Origin of the sequence: Klebsiella sp. RC2, assembly GCF_014192815.1 — a bacterium.
Lineage (GTDB): Bacteria > Pseudomonadota > Gammaproteobacteria > Enterobacterales > Enterobacteriaceae > Klebsiella > Klebsiella variicola.
The window spans coordinates 44,410-64,327 of sequence record NZ_JACHYL010000013.1; the positions used below are offsets into that span (position 1 = coordinate 44,410).

General features: G+C 58.4%; 20 protein-coding genes. 15 read left to right on the top strand and 5 right to left on the bottom strand.

Features of this window, described 5'->3' with window-relative positions:
• The 13 genes from yceG to FHW76_RS25955 all read left to right on the top strand — a co-directional run bounded on the left by yceG (position 1) and on the right by FHW76_RS25955 (position 11,548).
• The gene (gene yceG, locus FHW76_RS25895; RefSeq protein ID WP_008805989.1) at positions 1-1,023 is read left to right on the top strand and encodes a cell division protein YceG; all 1,023 of its coding nucleotides are present in this window, start codon (positions 1-3) and stop codon (positions 1,021-1,023) included.
• On the top strand, positions 1,013-1,654 hold the full coding sequence (gene tmk / locus FHW76_RS25900) for a dTMP kinase (RefSeq protein ID WP_023339888.1): 642 nt from the start codon (positions 1,013-1,015) through the stop codon (positions 1,652-1,654). Before yceG ends, tmk begins: the two co-directional genes overlap by 11 nt.
• Complete coding sequence (gene holB, locus FHW76_RS25905; RefSeq protein ID WP_012968571.1) at positions 1,651-2,655, top strand: DNA polymerase III subunit delta'; 1,005 nt, start codon at positions 1,651-1,653, stop codon at positions 2,653-2,655. The genes tmk and holB overlap by 4 nt, the downstream gene beginning before the upstream one ends.
• Positions 2,656-2,665: 10 nt before the next feature.
• A complete protein-coding gene (locus FHW76_RS25910; RefSeq protein ID WP_008805992.1) occupies positions 2,666-3,460 on the top strand; it encodes a metal-dependent hydrolase in 795 nt (264 codons plus the stop codon).
• Positions 3,461-3,756: 296 nt separating this feature from the next.
• Positions 3,757-5,190: a PTS glucose transporter subunit IIBC gene (gene ptsG, locus FHW76_RS25915; RefSeq protein ID WP_008805993.1), complete on the top strand. Its 1,434-nt coding sequence runs from the start codon at positions 3,757-3,759 to the stop codon at positions 5,188-5,190.
• Positions 5,191-5,451: 261 nt separating this feature from the next.
• Complete coding sequence (gene hinT, locus FHW76_RS25920) at positions 5,452-5,808, top strand: purine nucleoside phosphoramidase (RefSeq protein ID WP_004204571.1); 357 nt, start codon at positions 5,452-5,454, stop codon at positions 5,806-5,808.
• Positions 5,809-5,812: 4 nt separating this feature from the next.
• A complete protein-coding gene (locus FHW76_RS25925; protein WP_002900683.1) occupies positions 5,813-6,187 on the top strand; it encodes a YcfL family protein in 375 nt (124 codons plus the stop codon).
• Between the two features lie 21 nt (positions 6,188-6,208).
• Positions 6,209-6,847: a penicillin-binding protein activator LpoB gene (gene lpoB / locus FHW76_RS25930; protein WP_162493324.1), complete on the top strand. Its 639-nt coding sequence runs from the start codon at positions 6,209-6,211 to the stop codon at positions 6,845-6,847.
• Positions 6,828-7,655 (top strand): thiamine kinase, encoded by an 828-nt coding sequence (gene thiK / locus FHW76_RS25935; protein ID WP_183477086.1) that lies wholly within the window; start codon positions 6,828-6,830, stop codon positions 7,653-7,655. Before lpoB ends, thiK begins: the two co-directional genes overlap by 20 nt.
• A gap of 23 nt (positions 7,656-7,678) precedes the next feature.
• A complete protein-coding gene (gene nagZ / locus FHW76_RS25940; RefSeq protein WP_162494430.1) occupies positions 7,679-8,689 on the top strand; it encodes a beta-N-acetylhexosaminidase in 1,011 nt (336 codons plus the stop codon).
• Positions 8,690-8,724: 35 nt separating this feature from the next.
• Positions 8,725-9,267: an alpha/beta hydrolase YcfP gene (ycfP, locus tag FHW76_RS25945; protein WP_002900775.1), complete on the top strand. Its 543-nt coding sequence runs from the start codon at positions 8,725-8,727 to the stop codon at positions 9,265-9,267.
• 244 nt (positions 9,268-9,511) lie between these two features.
• Positions 9,512-10,816: an NAD(P)/FAD-dependent oxidoreductase gene (locus tag FHW76_RS25950; RefSeq protein ID WP_008805997.1), complete on the top strand. Its 1,305-nt coding sequence runs from the start codon at positions 9,512-9,514 to the stop codon at positions 10,814-10,816.
• Positions 10,817-11,008: 192 nt separating this feature from the next.
• The gene (locus FHW76_RS25955) at positions 11,009-11,548 is read left to right on the top strand and encodes a glycine zipper 2TM domain-containing protein (RefSeq protein ID WP_008805999.1); all 540 of its coding nucleotides are present in this window, start codon (positions 11,009-11,011) and stop codon (positions 11,546-11,548) included.
• Positions 11,549-11,605: 57 nt separating this feature from the next.
• Here FHW76_RS25955 and FHW76_RS25960 read toward each other — a convergent pair whose 3' ends face one another.
• Entirely contained in the window at positions 11,606-13,795 is a 2,190-nt protein-coding gene (locus FHW76_RS25960; RefSeq protein ID WP_022065355.1) for a TonB-dependent siderophore receptor, read from the bottom strand.
• Positions 13,796-13,864: 69 nt separating this feature from the next.
• Between FHW76_RS25960 and FHW76_RS25965 the strand changes: the two genes are divergently transcribed.
• The gene (locus FHW76_RS25965; protein WP_012542233.1) at positions 13,865-13,987 is read left to right on the top strand and encodes a hypothetical protein; all 123 of its coding nucleotides are present in this window, start codon (positions 13,865-13,867) and stop codon (positions 13,985-13,987) included.
• A gap of 52 nt (positions 13,988-14,039) precedes the next feature.
• Here FHW76_RS25965 and FHW76_RS25970 read toward each other — a convergent pair whose 3' ends face one another.
• Both FHW76_RS25970 and FHW76_RS25975 read right to left on the bottom strand, forming a co-directional pair.
• Complete coding sequence (locus tag FHW76_RS25970; RefSeq protein WP_008806001.1) at positions 14,040-14,675, bottom strand: TetR/AcrR family transcriptional regulator; 636 nt, start codon at positions 14,673-14,675, stop codon at positions 14,040-14,042.
• Positions 14,672-14,791: a hypothetical protein gene (locus FHW76_RS25975; protein ID WP_046622381.1), complete on the bottom strand. Its 120-nt coding sequence runs from the start codon at positions 14,789-14,791 to the stop codon at positions 14,672-14,674. Before FHW76_RS25975 ends, FHW76_RS25970 begins: the two co-directional genes overlap by 4 nt.
• A gap of 133 nt (positions 14,792-14,924) precedes the next feature.
• Between FHW76_RS25975 and bhsA the strand changes: the two genes are divergently transcribed.
• Positions 14,925-15,182 carry a multiple stress resistance protein BhsA gene (gene bhsA / locus FHW76_RS25980; protein ID WP_022065354.1) on the top strand — a complete coding sequence of 86 codons (258 nt, stop codon included), beginning with the start codon at positions 14,925-14,927 and terminating at the stop codon, positions 15,180-15,182.
• A 128-nt stretch (positions 15,183-15,310) separates the two neighbouring features.
• Here bhsA and FHW76_RS25985 read toward each other — a convergent pair whose 3' ends face one another.
• Both FHW76_RS25985 and mfd read right to left on the bottom strand, forming a co-directional pair.
• Positions 15,311-16,270: a L,D-transpeptidase family protein gene (locus FHW76_RS25985; RefSeq protein ID WP_022065353.1), complete on the bottom strand. Its 960-nt coding sequence runs from the start codon at positions 16,268-16,270 to the stop codon at positions 15,311-15,313.
• Between the two features lie 163 nt (positions 16,271-16,433).
• The gene (mfd, locus tag FHW76_RS25990) at positions 16,434-19,880 is read right to left on the bottom strand and encodes a transcription-repair coupling factor (protein ID WP_023339892.1); all 3,447 of its coding nucleotides are present in this window, start codon (positions 19,878-19,880) and stop codon (positions 16,434-16,436) included.
• Positions 19,881-19,918: the final 38 nt, after the last annotated feature.

Sequence of the window (19,918 nt, forward strand, 5' to 3'; positions counted from 1 at the left end):
ATGAAGAAAATGTTACGTTTTATTCTGCTGTTGGTGGTGGTGCTGGGCATCGCCGCGGCGGCAGGCATGTGGAAAGTACGCCAGCTGGCGGACAGCAAGCTGCTGATTAAAGAAGAGACCATCTTCACCCTGGAGCCCGGTACCGGCCGTCTGGCGCTGGGCCAGGATCTTTATCGCGAGAAGGTGATCAACCGCCCGCGCGTTTTCCAGTGGCTGCTGCGGGTGGAACCTGAGCTGTCTCACTTCAAAGCCGGGACCTATCGCTTCACGCCGCAGATGACGGTGCGCGAGATGCTGCAGCTGCTGGCCAGCGGTAAAGAGGCGCAGTTTCCGCTGCGCTTTGTCGAAGGTATGCGCGTTAGCGACTACCTGCGCCAGCTGCGCGATGCCCCGTACGTGAAGCACACTCTCGATGATGATAGCTATGCGACGGTGGCTAAGGCGTTAGGTCTTGAGCATGCCGACTGGGTGGAGGGCTGGTTCTGGCCGGATACCTGGATGTACACCGCCAATACCAGCGATATCGCCATCCTCAAGCGCGCGCATCAGAAAATGGTCGCCGAAGTGGCGAAGATCTGGGAAGGACGGATGGACAATCTGCCCTATGCCGATCAGAACCAGCTGTTGACCATGGCCTCGATTATTGAGAAAGAGACCGCGGTGGCGGAAGAGCGCGACCGCGTCGCGTCGGTATTTATCAATCGCCTGCGCATCGGTATGCGCTTACAGACCGATCCGACCGTGATCTACGGGATGGGCGAGGGGTATACTGGTAAGTTAACGCGTAAGGATCTCGAGACGCCGACCGCATACAACACTTATACCATCAGCGGCCTGCCGCCTGGTCCTATCGCAGTGCCGGGCGAGGCGTCGCTGAAGGCGGCCGCCCATCCGGCGAAAACGTCATACCTCTATTTTGTCGCCGACGGGAAAGGGGGCCATACGTTTACCACAAACCTGGTCAGTCATAACCGTGCGGTGCAGGACTATCTGAAAGTACTTAAGGAAAAAAATGCGCAGTAACTATATCGTCATCGAGGGGCTGGAGGGCGCCGGGAAGACCACCGCACGTCAGCTGGTGGTGGAGACGCTGCAGTCGGCAGGTATTCACGATATGGTGTTTACCCGCGAGCCGGGGGGCACTGTCCTTGCCGAAAAACTGCGTAGCCTGGTGCTGGATATCCAGTCCACGGGTGATGAGGTCATTAATGATAAAGCGGAAGTGCTGATGTTTTACGCGGCGCGCGTCCAGCTGGTGGAGACCGTGATTAAGCCCGCGCTGGCCCGCGGCCAGTGGGTGATCGGCGATCGTCACGATCTGTCGACTCAGGCTTATCAGGGCGGCGGCCGGGGAATCGACCGTACGATGCTGGCGACGCTGCGCGACGCGGTACTCGGCAATTTCCGCCCCAATCTGACGCTGTACCTCGACGTCACGCCGGAAGTGGGGCTGCAGCGCGCCCGGGCCCGCGGAGAGCTTGATCGCATTGAGCAGGAGTCCATGAACTTCTTCAATCGCACCCGCGCGCGCTACCTTGAGCTGGCCGCTGCAGACCCGTCGATCCGCACGGTTGACGCGACCCAGCCGCTCGACGCCGTCGCTCGCGACATTCGCGCCACGATCGCCCAGTGGATGGCGGAGCAACCGGCATGAAATGGTATCCGTGGCTGCGCCCGTCGTTCGAGCAACTGGTCGGAAGCTATCAGGCCGGACGAGGCCACCACGCCTTGCTGTTACAGTCTCTGAGCGGGATGGGCGGTGAGGCGTTGATTTACGCGCTGTGCCGCTTCCTGATGTGCCGCCAGCCCGAAGGACATAAAAGCTGCGGCCGCTGCCATAGTTGCCAGCTGATGCAGGCCGGCACACATCCCGATTACTATCCGCTGATCCCCGAAAAGGGCAAGAGTGCGCTGGGCATTGATGCGGTGCGCGATGTCAATGAAAAGCTCTATGAGCGCGCGCGCCTCGGTGGGGCGAAAGTGGTGTGGATTAGCGATGCCGCTTTGCTGACCGATGCCGCCGCCAACGCGTTGCTGAAAACGCTGGAGGAGCCGCCGGAGAATACCTGGTTCTTCCTCGCCTGCCAGGAGCCGGCGCGTCTGCTGACGACTCTGCGCAGCCGTTGTCGCCTGCACCACCTGGCGCCGCCGTCGGAGTCTTATGCCCTGGCCTGGCTGGAGCGAGAGGTGAACCTGCCGCAGGAGTCACTGTTGACCGCGTTGCGTCTGTGCGCCAGCGCGCCGGCCGCGGCGCTCGAACTATTACAGGAACCGCAGTGGACGGCGCGGCAGCAGCTGTGTCAGGCGCTGGCGGCCACCCTGGCGAGTGGTGACTGGCTGGCGTTGCTGCCGATACTCAATCATGAACAGGCGGCGGTTCGCCTGCACTGGCTGGCATCGCTGCTGGTCGATGCGCAAAAACGACAGCAGGGGATTGCCCTGGTGAGTAACCCGGACGTCTGGCCGCTGCTGGAGCAGCTGGCGCACAGCCTGCCCGCCGCCCGGCTGCAGGCGATCGCCCATGACGTCTGTACCTGCCGTGAGCAATTGCTGAACGTCGTCGGCGTCAACCGCGAACTGCTGCTCACCGAGCGCCTGCTGCGCTGGGAACATTACCTGCAACCCGGGACGGTTTTACCCGTATCCCACCTCTGAGTGAGACATTATGTTTTTAGTCGACTCCCACTGCCATCTTGATGGTCTGGATTATCAAACTCTGCACAAAAACGTCGACGACGTGCTGGCAAAAGCGGCCGCACGCGATGTGAAATTCTGCCTGGCGGTCGCCACGACCTTGCCCGGCTACCGCAGTATGCGTGAGCTGGTGGGGACGCGTGACAACGTCGTCTTCTCCTGCGGCGTGCATCCGTTAAACCAGGACGAAGCCTACGAGGTGGAGACCCTGCGCACGCTGGCGGCGGAAGAGGGCGTTGTGGCGATGGGGGAGACCGGTCTGGATTATTTTTATACCCCGGAAACCAAAGCCCAGCAGCAAACCTCGTTTCGCGACCACATACGCATTGGCCGCGAGCTGAATAAGCCGGTGATCGTCCACACCCGTGACGCGCGCGCCGATACCCTGGCCATTTTACGCGAAGAAAAGGTGACGGATTGCGGTGGCGTACTACACTGTTTCACTGAGGACAGGGAGACAGCGGGTAAATTGCTCGACATGGGGTTCTATATCTCGTTTTCCGGTATCGTCACTTTTCGTAACGCCGAGCAGCTGCGCGATGCGGCGCGCTATGTTCCGCTGGATCGCCTGCTGGTGGAGACCGATTCGCCGTACCTGGCGCCAGTCCCCCATCGCGGCAAAGAGAACCAGCCGGCGCTGGTCCGTGACGTTGCGGAATACATGGCGGTACTGAAAGGCGTGTCGCTGGAGCAACTGGCCCAGCAGACCACCGATAATTTTGCCACTCTGTTCCATATTGACCCCGCCCGCTTACAACCTGCTTGATCTGCTTATTATTTTAAGGCTCGTAATTAATAACCAAAGCGAGTAAAGTTCACCGCCACAAAAGTGGCGGTGAAGGTTTTTTGGCAACATCTGGATACAACTTATGTAAGCTGATGTAAATTTTTACCGGAAGGCTGATTGAAACGTGATAGCCGTCAAACAATCATCCCGTTAATTATTTTACTCTGTGTAATAAATAAAGGGCGCTTAGATGTCCTGTCCACGGCACGGTTCTCCCCCCGGGCCAATGCGTGAAAACGTAAAAAAGTACCAAATACTCAGGAGCACTCTCAATTATGTTTAAGAATGCATTTGCTAACCTGCAGAAGGTCGGTAAATCGCTGATGCTGCCGGTATCCGTACTGCCTATCGCAGGTATCCTGCTGGGCGTCGGTTCCGCAAACTTCAGCTGGCTGCCAGCCGTGGTCTCCCACGTTATGGCAGAAGCAGGCGGTTCAGTTTTCGCCAACATGCCGCTGATCTTCGCTATCGGTGTGGCCCTCGGCTTCACCAATAACGACGGTGTATCCGCACTGGCTGCAGTCGTGGCTTACGGCATCATGGTGAAAACCATGGCGGTGGTTGCGCCGCTGGTGCTGCATTTACCTGCTGAAGAGATTGCGGCAAAACACCTGGCTGATACCGGCGTGCTTGGCGGTATTATCTCCGGTGCTATCGCCGCGTACATGTTCAACCGCTTCTATCGTATCAAGCTGCCAGAATACCTGGGCTTCTTTGCGGGCAAGCGCTTTGTACCGATTATCTCTGGTCTGGCCGCTATCTTCACCGGCGTGATCCTCTCCTTCATTTGGCCGCCGATCGGTTCCGCGATCCAGACCTTCTCCCAGTGGGCTGCTTATCAGAACCCGGTGGTAGCGTTTGGTATCTACGGTTTCATCGAGCGTTGCCTGGTGCCGTTTGGTCTGCACCACATCTGGAACGTTCCTTTCCAGATGCAGATCGGCGAATACACCAACGCGGCTGGTCAGGTGTTCCACGGCGATATCCCGCGCTACATGGCAGGCGACCCGACCGCGGGCAAACTGTCTGGCGGCTTCCTGTTCAAAATGTACGGTCTGCCGGCAGCGGCAATCGCGATTTGGCACTCTGCTAAACCGGAAAACCGCGCCAAAGTGGGCGGTATCATGATCTCCGCCGCGCTGACCTCGTTCCTGACCGGTATCACCGAGCCGATCGAGTTCTCCTTCATGTTCGTGGCGCCGATCCTGTACGTTATCCATGCCATTCTGGCGGGTCTGGCGTTCCCGATCTGTATCCTGCTGGGTATGCGTGACGGTACCTCGTTCTCTCACGGCCTGATCGACTTTATCGTCCTGTCCGGTAACAGCAGCAAGCTGTGGCTGTTCCCGATTGTCGGTATCTGCTATGCGATCGTGTACTACGTCATTTTCCGCGTGCTGATTAAAGCCCTGGATCTGAAAACACCGGGTCGTGAAGATACCACCGAAGAGAGCAAAGCTGGCGCAACCAGCGAGATGGCTCCGGCTCTGATCGCCGCTTTCGGCGGTAAAGAGAACATCACCAACCTCGACGCATGTATTACTCGTCTGCGTGTTAGCGTGGCGGATGTAGCGAAAGTTGACCAGGCTGGCCTGAAAAAACTGGGCGCCGCTGGCGTGGTAGTGGCAGGTTCTGGCGTACAGGCCATCTTCGGTACCAAGTCCGATAACCTGAAAACTGAAATGGATGAGTACATCCGTAACAGTTAAGACGTAGTATCGGGGAGACTAAGGCAGCCTATTGGCTGCCTTTTTTACGTTACGAGGTGAGGTTTTCTGAGGCGATAACCCTGAAGAGTATCCGGCAAATGCTTAATCCCTCAGCAGCTAAGTCTATAGTTGAATAAGAAAAACTGCTTTCAGGTTGAAAGAGAGGGAGGATGTCGCTCATACTCTTATCTGAACCTGTGCGTCCGCGTTTATCTGCAGAAGCAGGCCAGCGTATGGGATAAAACTAATAAGGAATCAGTCATGGCAGAAGAAACGATTTTCAGCAAAATCATTCGCCGGGAGATCCCGTCGGATATTGTCTATCAGGATGAGCTTGTGACCGCTTTTCGCGACATCTCCCCGCAGGCACCCACCCACATTCTGATTGTCCCGAATGTTCTGATTCCTACCGTGAATGACGTCACCACCGAACATGAGCTGGCGCTGGGCCGGATGATGACCGTCGCGGCGAAGATCGCCCGCGATGAAGGTCTTGCCGACGATGGCTACCGTTTGATCGTTAATTGCAACCGCCACGGCGGCCAGGAAGTTTACCATATCCACATGCATCTGCTGGGCGGTCGTCCGCTGGGCCCGATGCTGGCGCATAAAGGCTAACGCCATGCTCAGGACCCTTTTGGGCGCTTGCCTGGCGGCGGGACTGCTGGCCGGGTGTAGTTCACATCCGGAGATCCCGGTTTCTGACCAGCAGGCGCTGGTGATGGAGTCGAGCGTGCTGGCGGCCGGGATCAGCGCCAGCGAGCCTGCCGTGGTGGCGACGGAGATTCAGGCTACCGCCTCCTCAACGCTGTATAACGAGCGCCAGCAGCCGGTCACCGTGCACTATCGTTTTTTCTGGTATGACGCCCGAGGGCTGGAGATGCATCCGCTGGACGCGCCGCGCACCATCGTGGTTCCGGCACGCTCTTCGGTGACATTGTATGGTAGCGCCAATATCCTGGGGGCGCATAAGGCCCGCCTTTATCTTTATCTGTAAGGGGTAATTATAATGATGAAAATGTGTCGCTATGCGTTAATCACAGCACTGGCGATATTCCTCGCAGGCTGTGCGGGGTTACGTGAGCAGCCTGCGCCGGTCGAAGAAGCCAAACCGCAGCCGCAGCAGCCTGCGCAGCCGCAGCCCACGGTGCCGACGGTACCGGCGGTTCCTGCCGTACCGTCGCAGCCGGGGCCCATTGAGCATCAGGATCAGCAGTCTGGTCAGCCGGCGCCGCGCGTGCGTCATTATGACTGGAACGGCGCGGTCCAGCCGCTGGTGGGGCAGATGCTGCAGGCCAGCGGCGTCAATGCGGGCAGTATTCTGCTGGTTGACAGCGTGAACAACCGCACCAATGGTACGCTGAATGCGGGAGAAGCCACTACCGCGCTGCGTAATGCGCTGGCCGGCAACGGCAAGTTTACGCTGGTCTCGGCGCAGCAGCTGGGGGTCGCCAAACAGCAGCTGGGCCTGTCGCCGCAGGACAGCCTCGGCAGCCGCAGTAAAGCCATGGGGATCGCCCGCAACGTGGGCGCGCAGTATGTGCTTTACTCCAATGCCACCGGCAACGTCAACGCGCCTGAACTGAAGATGCAGTTGATGCTGGTGCAAACCGGCGAGATTATCTGGTCAGGTAAAGGTGCTGTTCAGCAACAATAAGCTGACGCGCGATGAGCTCTTGTCGCGCTTCTTCCCCCGCTATCATCCTGTCGCCTCGCTGAGCCAGAATGGCCTCAGCGGCGGCAGTGTGATTATCAGCGACGGCGACCAGCGGCACGTGCTACGTCAGCCGCACGACCCATCAGCCGCTTCCTGTTATTTCCGCCGTCAGTATCGCGCGCTCCGCCAACTGCCTGCCAGGCTGGCGCCAGCCCCGCTGTTTTACTCACCCTGCTGGATGGTGGTGGAATATTGCGCAGGGGAGGTGAAAAGCGAGTTACCGGCCTGCCCTATGCTGTCAGACTTATTGTATGACGTGCATCAGCAACCGCGATTCGGCTGGCGTGTTACCCTCGCACCGCTGCTGGCCCAGTACTGGCAGACGTGCGATCCGGCACGGCGCACGCCGCGCTGGCTGCGCTGGCATCAGCGGCTGCGTCGCCGGGGCGAGCCCCGTCCTCTGCGGCTGGCGCCGCTGCATATGGACGTCCATGCCGGCAATATTATCCACAGCGAGTCCGGCCTGAGGCTGATCGACTGGGAATATGCCGGCGATGGCGATATCGCGCTGGAGCTGGCCGCGGTGTGGATTTCCCCTCACCAGCGCCGCCAGCTGGTGGCGGCGTATGCCCGGTGGGCGGCCATCGACGCGCAGCAGCTTTGGCGGCAGGTTGTACTTTGGCGCCCGTGGGTATTGCTGCTGATGGCGGGATGGTATGAAATGCGCTGGCAGCAGAGCGGCGATCGGCAATTTATCACGCTGGCAGATGAAATATGGTGTCAGTTAGACAACGAACGTAAAGGATAAGAGAGGTCAGTGTGGGCCCAGTCATGTTGGATGTCGAAGGGTATGAACTGGATGCGGAAGAGCGAGAGATTCTGGCGCATCCGCTGGTGGGAGGGTTGATCCTCTTTACCCGTAATTATCACGATCCGGCGCAGCTGCGGGAGCTGGTGCGCCAGATCCGCGATGCCTCCCGGAACCATCTGGTGGTGGCGGTCGATCAGGAAGGGGGACGCGTTCAGCGTTTCCGCGAAGGCTTTACCCGTTTACCGGCGGCCCAGTCTTTCGCCGCGCTGCTGGGGATGGAAGAGGGGGGCAAACTGGCCGCCGAGGCCGGCTGGCTGATGGCCAGCGAAATGATCGCCATGGATATTGATATCAGCTTTGCGCCTGTGCTGGACGTCGGCCATATCAGCGCCGCGATCGGCGAACGTTCTTATCATGAAGATCCGCAGAAAGCGCTGACGATGGCGCGTCACTTTATTGACGGGATGCACGCCGCGGGTATGAAAACCACCGGTAAACACTTCCCGGGGCACGGGGCGGTGACTGCCGATTCGCACAAAGAGACCCCGTTCGATCCGCGGCCGGCATCGGTGATTCGCGACCACGATATGGCGGTATTCAAAAGCCTCATCGCCGAACAGCGTCTGGATGCCATCATGCCCGCGCATGTGATTTACCCGGAGCTCGACCCGCGTCCGGCCAGCGGTTCAGCGTACTGGCTGAAAACGGTGCTGCGCGGCGAGCTGGGCTTCGACGGGGTGATTTTCTCCGACGATCTGTCGATGGAAGGGGCGGCGATCATGGGCAGCTATGCCGAACGCGGTCAGGCGTCGCTGGACGCCGGTTGCGATATGATACTGGTCTGCAATAATCGTAAGGGCGCGGTCAGTGTGCTGGATAACCTGTCGCCGATCAAAGCAGAGCGTGTTACGAAATTGTATCATAAAGGTTCCTTTTCCCGTCAGGAGTTAAGGGATTCAGCCCGTTGGAAAACGGTGAGTGCCCAGCTGGAGCAGCTTCATGCGCGCTGGCAAGAGGCGAAGTCCGCGTAACGCTCTGCGGGGCGTTGTTGTCTGGTGAGGATGCGATGATTATCTATTTACACGGTTTTGACTCGAACAGCCCCGGTAACCATGAGAAGGTGATGCAGCTGCAGTTTATCGACCCGGACGTGCGGTTGATTAGCTACAGCACGCGCCACCCCAAGCACGACATGCAGCATCTGCTGAAAGAGGTCGATAAAATGCTGCAGCTTACCGCCGATGACCGGCCGCTGATCTGCGGCGTCGGACTTGGCGGCTACTGGGCGGAGCGGATTGGTTTTCTGTGCGATATCCGCCAGGCGGTGTTCAATCCAAACCTGTTTCCGCATGAGAACATGGAAGGCAAAATCGACCGCCCGGAAGAGTATGCTGACATCGCCACCAAGTGTGTAACCAACTTCCGTGAGAAGAATCGCGATCGCTGTCTGGTGGTGCTTTCCCGGCAGGACGAAGCGCTGGACAGCCAGCGTTCCGCCGATCTTCTGCACCACTATTATGAAATTATCTGGGATGAAGAGCAGACCCATAAATTTAAAAACATCTCGCCGCACCTGCAGCGGCTGAAAGCGTTTAAAACCCTCGGTTAAGCCTTTTCCCCTGTCGCCAAACCCGCGCCGTGTTCACCGCGCGGGTTTTTTTATGCCTACACTTATTGGTTTCGCTGAAAAAATACGCGACAAAACTTGATGCATATCAATTTTGGTATGACCAATGCACCGTTCATGGTATTCTCGACGGTGCTGAATGGTTTCATTGACGTAACTTGTTGTTAAATAAAGGCTATTATCATAACTTTTATTTAACAATTGGTTAATAATTTTAGGGGTACACATGACTACGCCATTGAAAAAAATCGTAATTGTGGGTGGCGGCGCTGGCGGACTGGAACTGGCAACTCAGCTGGGGAAAAAGTTAGGGCGCCATAAAAAAGCGAAAATCACCCTGGTGGACCGTAACCACAGCCATCTGTGGAAGCCGCTGCTGCATGAAGTGGCCACCGGTTCTCTGGATGAAGGTGTCGATGCGCTGAGCTATCTGGCCCATGCCCGCAACCACGGTTTCCAGTTCCAGCTGGGCTCGGTGGTGGATATCAACCGCGAAGGGAAGACCATCACCCTCGGCGAGCTGCGTAATGAAAAAGGCGAGCTGCTGGTGGCTGAGCGTAAACTGCCGTACGACACGCTGGTGATGGCGTTGGGCAGTACCTCGAATGACTTCAACACCCCTGGCGTGAAAGAGAACTGCATTTTCCTCGACAACCCGCATCAGGCGCGTCGTTTCCATCAGGAAATGCTCAACCTGTTCCTCAAATACTCCGCCAACCTGGGTGCCAACGGTAAAGTGAACATCGCCATTGTCGGCGGCGGCGCCACCGGCGTGGAACTCTCCGCTGAACTGCATAATGCGGTGAAACAACTGCACAGCTACGGCTACAAAGGGCTGACTAACGAAGCGCTGAACGTCACGCTGGTCGAGGCGGGCGAGCGTATTCTGCCCGCACTGCCGCCGCGCATTTCCGGGGCGGCGCATAATGAGCTGACCAAGCTGGGCGTACGGGTGCTGACGCAGACCATGGTCACCAGCGCGGATGCAGGCGGTCTGCACACCAAAGATGGCGAATATATTGAAGCGGATCTGATGGTCTGGGCGGCCGGGATCAAAGCGCCAGATTTCATGAAAGAGATCGGCGGCCTCGAAACCAACCGTATCAATCAGCTGGTGGTCGAGCCGACGCTGCAGACCACCCGCGATGCGGATATTTTCGCCATCGGCGACTGCGCCTCCTGTGCGCGTCCGGAAGGCGGCTTTGTCCCTCCGCGGGCCCAGGCGGCGCACCAGATGGCTACCTGCGCGCTGAACAACATCCTGGCGCAGATGAAAGGCAAACCGCTGAAGGCGTATACCTATAAAGACCATGGCTCGCTGGTGTCGCTGTCCAATTACTCCACCGTCGGCAGCCTGATGGGTAACCTGATGCGCGGCTCGATGATGGTGGAAGGGCGTATTGCGCGCTTCGTGTACATCTCCCTGTACCGTATGCACCAGATCGCCCTGCACGGCTATTTCAAAACCGGCCTGATGATGCTGGTCGGGCGCATCAACCGCATCATTCGCCCGCGTCTTAAGCTGCACTAATACGCTGTCTTTACCCGGAGCCGCCCTGACGGCGCTCCGGGCTCTTCTGCTGAAACCGCGGCGATCCCGCTCGGAATCCTCTGAATCCCCTTGATTTGCTGCGAATTCTCGCACTTTTCATCCGCTATCTGATTTGCGCCCTCCCGGCTCCGGTTGCAAAATTGTATCAACAGCAACAAAGGAGGATCTCCCGTGAATAAATCTATGTTGGCGGGTATAGGGATAGGCGTGGCTGCCGCGCTGGGCGTTGCAGCTGTCGCTGGTCTCAACGTGTTAGATCGCGGCCCGCAGTATGCGCAAGTGGTCTCCAGTACACCGATTAAAGAAACCGTGAAAACGCCGCGTCAGGAATGCCGCAATGTCACGGTGACCCATCGTCGTCCGGTCCAGGATGAAAACCGTATCGCCGGTTCGGTACTCGGCGCGGTGGCCGGTGGGGTGATTGGCCACCAGTTTGGCGGCGGTCGCGGACGTAGTGTAGCGACAGTGGTAGGTGCGCTGGGCGGCGGCTATGCCGGCAACCAGCTGCAGGGGGCGATGCAGGACAACGATACCTACACTACCACCCAGCAGCGTTGTAAAACGGTATATGACAAATCCGATAAAATGCTGGGCTACGATGTGACCTATAAAATAGGCGATCAGCAGGGGAAAATCCGTATGGATCACAATCCTGGCAGCCAGATCCCGCTGGACAACAACGGCCAGCTGGTCCTGAACAACAAAATCTAAAAACAGATTTATGTAGTGATTAGCCCCTCAATCGCTCAGGCTGAGGGGCTTTTTTTATCAGAAGGTTAACGCGTAATTCAGACCGAAGGTACGGCCACGGCCTTTGTATTCGTACAGCGATGAACTGCCGTAGGTCGGGCTGTAGAGCAGCGGCGCCCGCTGGCCCCAGATGGTGACATAGTCTTCGTTAAGCAGGTTTTCGATACTGAAGGTCAGTTTCCCCACCGGCAGCGCGTAACTGCCAATAAAATCAACGGTGTTATAGCCTTCCAGCTTGTTACCGGCGGCGTCGCTGAGGTCAAACACCTGCTGGCTCTGCACGCGCAGGCTCCACGGATCCGGCGCCCAACCCACCCAGGCGGTGGCTTTGGACGGTGAGGCGAGGGTGACATCCCATTTTTGCCAGCGGCCGTCGGTCTGCACCTGTGATTTCAGCACGTTGAAGTTACCGCCGACGCTCCAGTCGCTGTCCGGAATAAAGTAATCGACCGCTCCCTCAACGCCGTAAATACGCCGTTTGTCGGACTGCACGTCGATGGTCATGTCGGTGCGGTTGACGACGATGGTCTTATCCGAAGTCGAGTAATATGCCGCCAGCTGGGTGCGCAGGTTATCGCCGGTGTAGCGCCAGCCCAGCTCATACGAGTTAACTTTGATCCCCTGCAGCGGCGAGTCATCGACGTTGACGCTGGAGATCAGCGGCAGATGGCCATTGACCGCCGCGCCGTATTTACCGATGCCGTAGTATTTACCGGGGTCCGGCAGCTCGACGCCCTGCGAGAAGTTAAACCAGGTCTGCTGACGCTCGGTCAGATGCGCCACGATCCCGGCGTTAAACAGGAAGTTATCGTAATCGGTTTTGCCGCCTTTGATGGCGTCGGCGGAGCGCGCTTTGCCGTTGGCGATATCCTGTTGCTGGGCGTAGCCGACAAAGTCGTCAACCCGGTTTTCTGTCCACTGGTAGCGTACCCCGCCGCTGACGGTAAAGATCTCGTTCAGATCGTAGCTGGACTGCAGGAACGGCGCGACGTTGGAGATGCTGTATCCCGGATAGCGGCCGGTGGTGTAGATCGATTCGTTGTGCAGCCCGCCGGACGCCAGCGATTGCTGCAGATCGAAGAACATCTGGTTGGCATTGAAGGTCTCATGATCGGCGTCGAGACCCCAGGTGAGATCCCATCCCGCCAGCGGCTGGCTGTTAAGGGTCAGCTTTGCCCCATACTGATCGGTATCCTGCTGCGACGAGGAGAAGCTACTGACCTGGCCTTTCGTAAGCGTCGGGAACGGATAGAAGGTGAGGGACTCATCGCGATAGTACACCTGGCTCACCAGATTCTGGCCGAAGAAGTCGGCATCGGAGTACTGGAGGCTGATTAAGTGCCGCTCTGTACCGGGGATACGGTCGGAATTGAGCCCGTCGGTGGTGTACGCTTTGCCGCCGCTGGTGACCGCGGACATGTTCTTCCCGAGCCACAGGCCGTAGTCATCATCGCCCTGGCTTTTATAATACTGGGTGACAAGCTGCAGCTGGCGGTTGTCATCGATCTCAATCGTCCCCGTCCCCATCACGTCGAGGCGGTCAGAGTGCTGGAGCCCCGTTTGCGTGTTATCGAGGATCAGCGCATCGTTATTGCCATCGTACCAGCCGCCGAAACGCTGATAGGCTACCGATAAGCGCCCGGATGCATGGTCTGTCCCGCCGCTGACGGCCGCCGCGATGCGCTCATCGTGATCGTTACTGTTCGCAAACCCGCTCTTGCTGCCCACCTCGAGATCGACCTGGCGATCCTGCTGCCCTTTCTTGGTGACGATGTTGATAAGCCCGCCGGTACTGCCTCCGCCGTACAGCGAGGTCGCCCCGGAGATCACTTCGATATGTTCGATGTTAAAGGGGTCGATGGCGTCGAGCTGGCGACTGTCGGTGCGTGAGGAATTGAGCCGGACGCCGTCGATCAGCACGACGATGGCGCGCCCGCGCATGTTCATCCCGTAATTGGTGCGCCCCTGGCTGCTGACATCGATGCCCGGGATCAGCTGCGCCAGCACGTCTTTGAACTCTTTCCCGCCCTGGACCTGCTGCTCAATCTCCTGGCCCTCAATGACCCAGGTGGTTTGGGCCATTTCGGCCACGGTGCGATGGGTGCGGTTTGCACTAACGATGATGCTGTCTTCATCAGACTGAGCCGCCAGCGCAGGCAGCGAGCTGACCAGCAGCAGGGGGTGGAGCACCCAGAGGCGCTTTTTCATATCCATTCCTTTTATGAGCAAGTTGCTTTGTCGTTGTTATAGGCCGACGCCGGGTCGGCATTAGTTACAATGCGAAACATCTGGAAAAACTCAAAAAAGGATTTTGCACATAATGAATATCGCAATCAATATCATTTGCGTTTATCTTGCACGAGAAAAGGTAATAAAAATCAATCTATTTTGTGGGGATAAAGCCAACAGGAGAGTGGATCCGGCGGCAGAATACCGCCGGAGGCAGGGCACATCAGGACTCGAGGATCTGCGGCCAGAGACGGAGAGTGGTGTCGGTGATTTGCATCAGCTTGTCGAAATCCGCGCCTTCCCGCGCGCTAATCGACATCCCCTGCAGGACACAGTTGAGAAACTGCGCCAGCGGCGCGACGTCGCGGCCCGCGGGGAGTTCGCCCTGCGCTTGCCGCTGCTGCAGAAACTGAGTGAGCGCCTGCTCCTGCATCGCATGGCGGGATTTGATGGTATTGGCGATATCCGTCGAGGAGGCGGCCAGCGCGGCGGAGGTATTGATAATAAAGCAGCCGGCCGGCGTCTCTTTGCTGGTAAAGCAGGTGGCGACCGCCGTGAAGTAGTCGCGCAACGCCTGATCGACGGATTTCCCTTCGGCCAACAGCACGGCTTCGTGCTTCGCGGCAAAGCGCGAAATGTAACGATCCAACACTGCGCGGAACAGGCCTTCTTTATTCACAAATTCCGCATACAGGGTGGGGGCTTTTGCTCCTGTCGCCTCGACCAGATCGGCGAGCGAGGTCGCCTCATAGCCGTGCTGCCAGAAGAGTGTCATGGCTTTGTCCAGCGCCGCATCCCTGTCGAACACCTTCGGTCGGCCACGGCTTTTTTTGGCGCAACTTTGAACGTCAGTTGTCATGGTGCCGTTGTACCTATGTTGGTTTGGTGAAAGGCCATTATAAAAATAAACGATCGCCGGGGCCAGCGCTGTTGGTTTAAAAATAAATAAATCATATGCGTATGAAATTTAAGCATTTTATAAATAGTTAAACGATCGTTATAAAAATGCGTTGACGTGTGATGTAGATCACATTACTATTTACCTATCGATCGTTAAGTTAATACTTACGGCCCTACTAAAAAATTCATCTGCACAGGTATAATAATCATGAAAACCGTTAATACTCTGGCTATTGCCGCCGTTCTTAGCTCACTCTCTTTCGCCAGCTTTGCCGCTGTTGAGGTGCAGTCCACCCCAGCGGGTCAGCATAAAGTAGGCACCATCTCGGCTTCTGCCGGGACCAACCTGGGCTCGCTGGAAGATCAGCTGGCGCAGAAAGCAGAAGAGATGGGCGCCACCTCATTCCGTATTACTTCGGTAACCGGTCCGAATACCCTTCACGGCACCGCTGTTATCTACAAGTAAGCCCGATGCGTCGTTGCCCGGCCCCCTTCACCGGACAGCGATGAGTAAGACCCTGTTGTACCCCTGTTTGACCCTTGCCAACAAAAAACCCGCCATCAGGCGGGTTTTTTGTTTTGTGCAGCGTAAGACTACAACGACTGCGGTCCAGGGGCAGCATGACGCGTGACGTCAATGGGCATGCCCGAGCGGTAATTCATCGCGCGCTCCATCACCGTCCCGTCGGTTTGCGGCGCCTGTTTGAACGCCGTCATGGTCGCGTTAAGCGTAATGGGCAAGGTCTGCGGGTCGTCATCGATATGCTCAGACAGCGGCTGATGGACCTCAACCAGACGGCGGCCATCCGGCTCTACCGATACCTTGATCGGCGTGTTAATGATATTCACCTTAGTGCCTGGCGAAATGGCGTTGTACAGCGCCTTGATATCGTTGTCGCGCAGACGAATACAGCCGGAGCTGACGCGCATGCCGATGCCGAAATCGGCATTGGTGCCGTGCAGGAGATAGACTCCGCCATAGGCGGCGAGGCGGATGGCGTGATGGCCCATCGGGTTGTCAGGACCGGCTGGCACCACCGCCGGCAGCTCAATCCCCATTGCCTTGTAGCGGGCGCGAATGTTAGCGGTGGGCGTCCAGGTCGGATTGGCCCGCTTGTCAGACACGGTCGTGACCATCGTCGGCGTGATGGTGGTTCCGCCCAGCTGGCCGATGCCGATCGGGTAGACGGTCACTTCATTCTTACCCGGCGGGTAATAGTAGAGGCGCAGCTCGGCAAGGTTAATCACCAGCCCTTCGCGCGGCGCATCGGGCAGCAGCGTCTGCAGGGGGATGGTCAGCACGCTGCCGGCGCGGGGAACATAGGGGTCAACCCCGGGATTGGCCTGCAGCAGGGCCAGAAAGCCGACATTGTACTTTTTGGCAATCGCCTCCAGCGAACCGCCGTTATCCTGCACCACGTGGAACGTATTCTGACCTACCAGCCGGCTGCCCGGCGGGGGAAGGGGCCAGGTGTTGGCGCGCGCGGGCAGAGCCAGCGCGGCGACCAGCGCGACCAGCGCCAGCCAGAGCGTAACGGGGAAACGGTTTCTCATTACCATAACTCCAAAATATATAAGTGGTTATTTTTATATGAAAAGCAGATGAGATTATGGCGTGAGTCTGTGTGGGGAAATCCAGGCGGATTGCAAAATGTTTGTAAAGATTGCCAGGTATGTAAGAAGGGAGATATGGCCAGGGGGCCGTATCTCCTGCCAGTCAGGCGACGGCGTTCTCTTCCAGCTGACGCATAAACTGGCGAACCCAGTCCATCCGCGTTTTACGCTCTTCCAGATCCTGCATGAATTTCAGGCGCGTCGGCCCGTCCAGCCGGAAGTGCTGGGGCTGCTTCTGCAGCAGGCCGATCAACCACACCGGATTGACGTTGTTTTTCTCGTTAAATTCAATCACGCCGCCTTTTTCGTTGCTTTCCAGTTTGCGGATCCCCAGTTTCTGCGCCTGCTGACGCAGACGGGCAATATCCAGCAGGTTGCGGGCGGCATCGGGCAGGCGGCCAAAACGATCGATCAGCTCGACTTTGATCTCCTCCAGATCGAGTTCGTTTTTGGCGCTGGCAATGCGCTTATAGAATGACAGTCGCGTATTGACGTCAGGGATGAAATCGTCAGGCAGCAGGGAAGGCATGCGCAGTTCGACCTCCGTCTGCTGGCTGGTGAGATCTTCCAGCGAGGGTTCGCGTCCGGCTTTCAGCGCATCGACTGCGTTCTCCAGCAGCTCCATATACAGAGAGAAGCCGATGGTTTCCATCTGACCGCTCTGATCTTCGCCGAGCAGTTCCCCGGCCCCGCGAATCTCCAGATCGTGGGTCGCCAGCGCAAAGCCGGCGCCGAGATCTTCCAGCGACGCAATGGCTTCAAGGCGCTTTTGCGCATCGGTGGTCATCGCTTTCGGATGCGGCGTCAGCAGCCAGGCATAGGCCTGATGATGCGAACGGCCAACGCGGCCGCGCAGCTGGTGCAGCTGGGCGAGGCCAAAATGGTCGGCGCGTTCGATGATGATGGTGTTGGCGGTGGGAATGTCGATCCCGGTTTCGATGATGGTGGTGCACACCAGCACATTGAAGCGCTGGTGATGGAAGTCATTCATCACCCGCTCCAGTTCGCGCTCCCGCATCTGGCCGTGGCCGATGGCTATCCGCGCCTCCGGCACCAGCTCCGCCAGCTTGTCGGCGGCTTTCTGGATGTTTTCGACGTCATTAAATAGATAGTAGACCTGGCCTCCGCGCAGCGTTTCGCGCAGGATCGCCTCGCGCACCACCAGGGCGTCGTATTCGCGAACGAAGGTCTTCACCGCCAGACGGCGCGCCGGCGGCGTGGCGATGATCGACAGGTCCCGCATCCCGCTCATCGCCATGTTCAGCGTCCGCGGGATCGGCGTGGCGGTGAGGGTCAGGATATCGACATCGGCGCGCATTGCTTTGATGCGTTCTTTGTGACGAACGCCAAAGCGGTGCTCTTCGTCGACGATCAGCAGCCCCAGATCGCGCAGCTTCACCTCGCTCTGCAACAGCTTATGGGTGCCGATTAAGATATCGATTTTGCCTTCCGCGGCCTGCTCGAGGATCTGCGCCTGCTCTTTAGCGCTGCGGAAGCGGGAGAGCATTTCGATGCGTACCGGCCAGTTGGCGAAACGATCGCGGAAGTTGTCATAGTGTTGCTGAGCCAGCAGGGTGGTCGGCACCAGCACCGCCACCTGCTTGTGGTTCTCCACGGCGAGGAAGGCGGCGCGCATAGCCACTTCGGTCTTACCGAAGCCCACATCGCCGCACACCAGGCGGTCCATGGCCAGCGGCTGGCACATATCGCTGAGGACGGCGTTAATCGCCTGCGCCTGATCCGGCGTGGTTTCAAACGGGAAGCCGTCGCAGAACAGCTGATACTGTTCGCGGTCGTGTTTAAAGGCAAAGCCCGCCTTCGCCGCGCGCTGGGCGTAGATATCCAGCAGCTCTGCCGCCACGTCGCGTACTTTCTCAGCCGCTTTTTGTCGCGCCCGGGTCCAGGCATCGCCGCCCAGCTTGTGCAGGGGCGCGTTCTCTTCCGCCCCGCCGGCGTAACGGCTGATAAGATGCAGGGAGGATACCGGAACGTATAGCCTGGCATCGTTGGCGTAGGTCAGCATCAGGTATTCGCCGGTGATGCCGCCGGCTTCCAGGGTGGTCATTCCCGCATAGCGGCCCACGCCGTGCTCCAGGTGGACAACCGGCTGGCCGATATGCAGTTCGGCAAGGTTGCGGATGAGGATGTCAGGGTTGATTGTGCGACGTGAATCCTGCCGACGGCGCGCCACGCGCTCGCCGAGCAGGTCGCTTTCGCAAATCAGCGCCAGGCCGCGCTGACTGTCAATAAACCCGTGTTCGGCGGCGCCAATCATCAGATAGCGGCCATTGCCGGTGGCTTCTTCCAGACGCAGCACGTGTTTTGGCGCAATTTTAATCCGCGCCAGCATTTCGCTCAGCGCTTCACGTCGACCCTCGCTTTCCACGGAGAAGATCACCGGGCCGGTAAAGGACTCGAGGAAGCGGCGCAGATTATCCAGCGGCGCTTTGTTTTGCGCCTGCACCGCGAGATCCGGCAGCGTCTGGTAGCCCAGATTGGTATTCGCCGCTTTGTCCGCCAGGCGCTCGGTTTTCAGCTGTACGCGCGGCCATTTTTTCAGTTCGCCGAACAGCTCATCGCTGCGCAGCCACAGCAGTTCCGGCGGCAGGAGCGGGCGCATCGGATCGACACCGCGGTTTTCAAAGCGGGCGCGTGCTTCATTCTGGAAACGCTCCGCGCTGGCCTCGAGATCGCCGGTGTTGACGATCAGGGTGCTGGCCGGAAAATAGCTAAATAACGGCGGCAGCGGCTCGCTGAAGAACAGCGGCTGCCAGTATTCGATACCGGCAGGCAGTGTCCCTTTACTGACCTGCTGATAGATATGCTCGGCATCGCGCTTCACCTCAAAACGGTCGCGCCACTGGCTGCGGAACAGCTCGATGGCGGTCTGGTCGGTGGGAAACTCGTGCGCCGGCAGCAGGTTAATGGCCGCCACTTCCTCCAGCGTGCGCTGGCTGTCGACGTCGAACAGGCGCAGGCTGTCGATTTCATCGTCAAAGAAATCGAGGCGGTAGGGCTGATCGCTGCCCATCGGGAACAGGTCGAGCAGCGCGCCGCGGGTGGCATATTCGCCGTGCTCCATCACCTGATCGACATGGCGGTAGCCGGCACCCTCCAGCTGATCGCGCAGCGCATCGCGCGACAGGCGCTGGCCCTTTTTCATCACCAGCGCGTGCCCGTGAAGGAAGCTGTGCGGACAGACGCGCTGCATCAGGGTGCTGACCGGGACGATCAGTACGCCGCGCTGCATGGTGGGTAACTGGTAAAGGGTGGCAAGACGGGAGGAGATGATATCCTGGTGCGGCGAGAAGCTGTCGTAGGGGAGCGTTTCCCAGTCAGCCAGCCCCATCACCATGCTGTCGGTGAACTGCCTGATCTCGTCATTCAGACGCAGCGCGTTTTGCATGTCAGGTGCCACCAGCACCACCGGGCCTTTGTGGCGTTCGGCCATCTCTGCCACCAGGGTAGCGCAGGCCGCGCCGGTCAACTCGCCAAGCTGGCGCAGATCACCGGCTTTGGCCGGCAATGAGTATCGATATTGTTCAGGCATAGACGGTTTCATGGTCTCTTGGGGATTCGCTCTGCCGA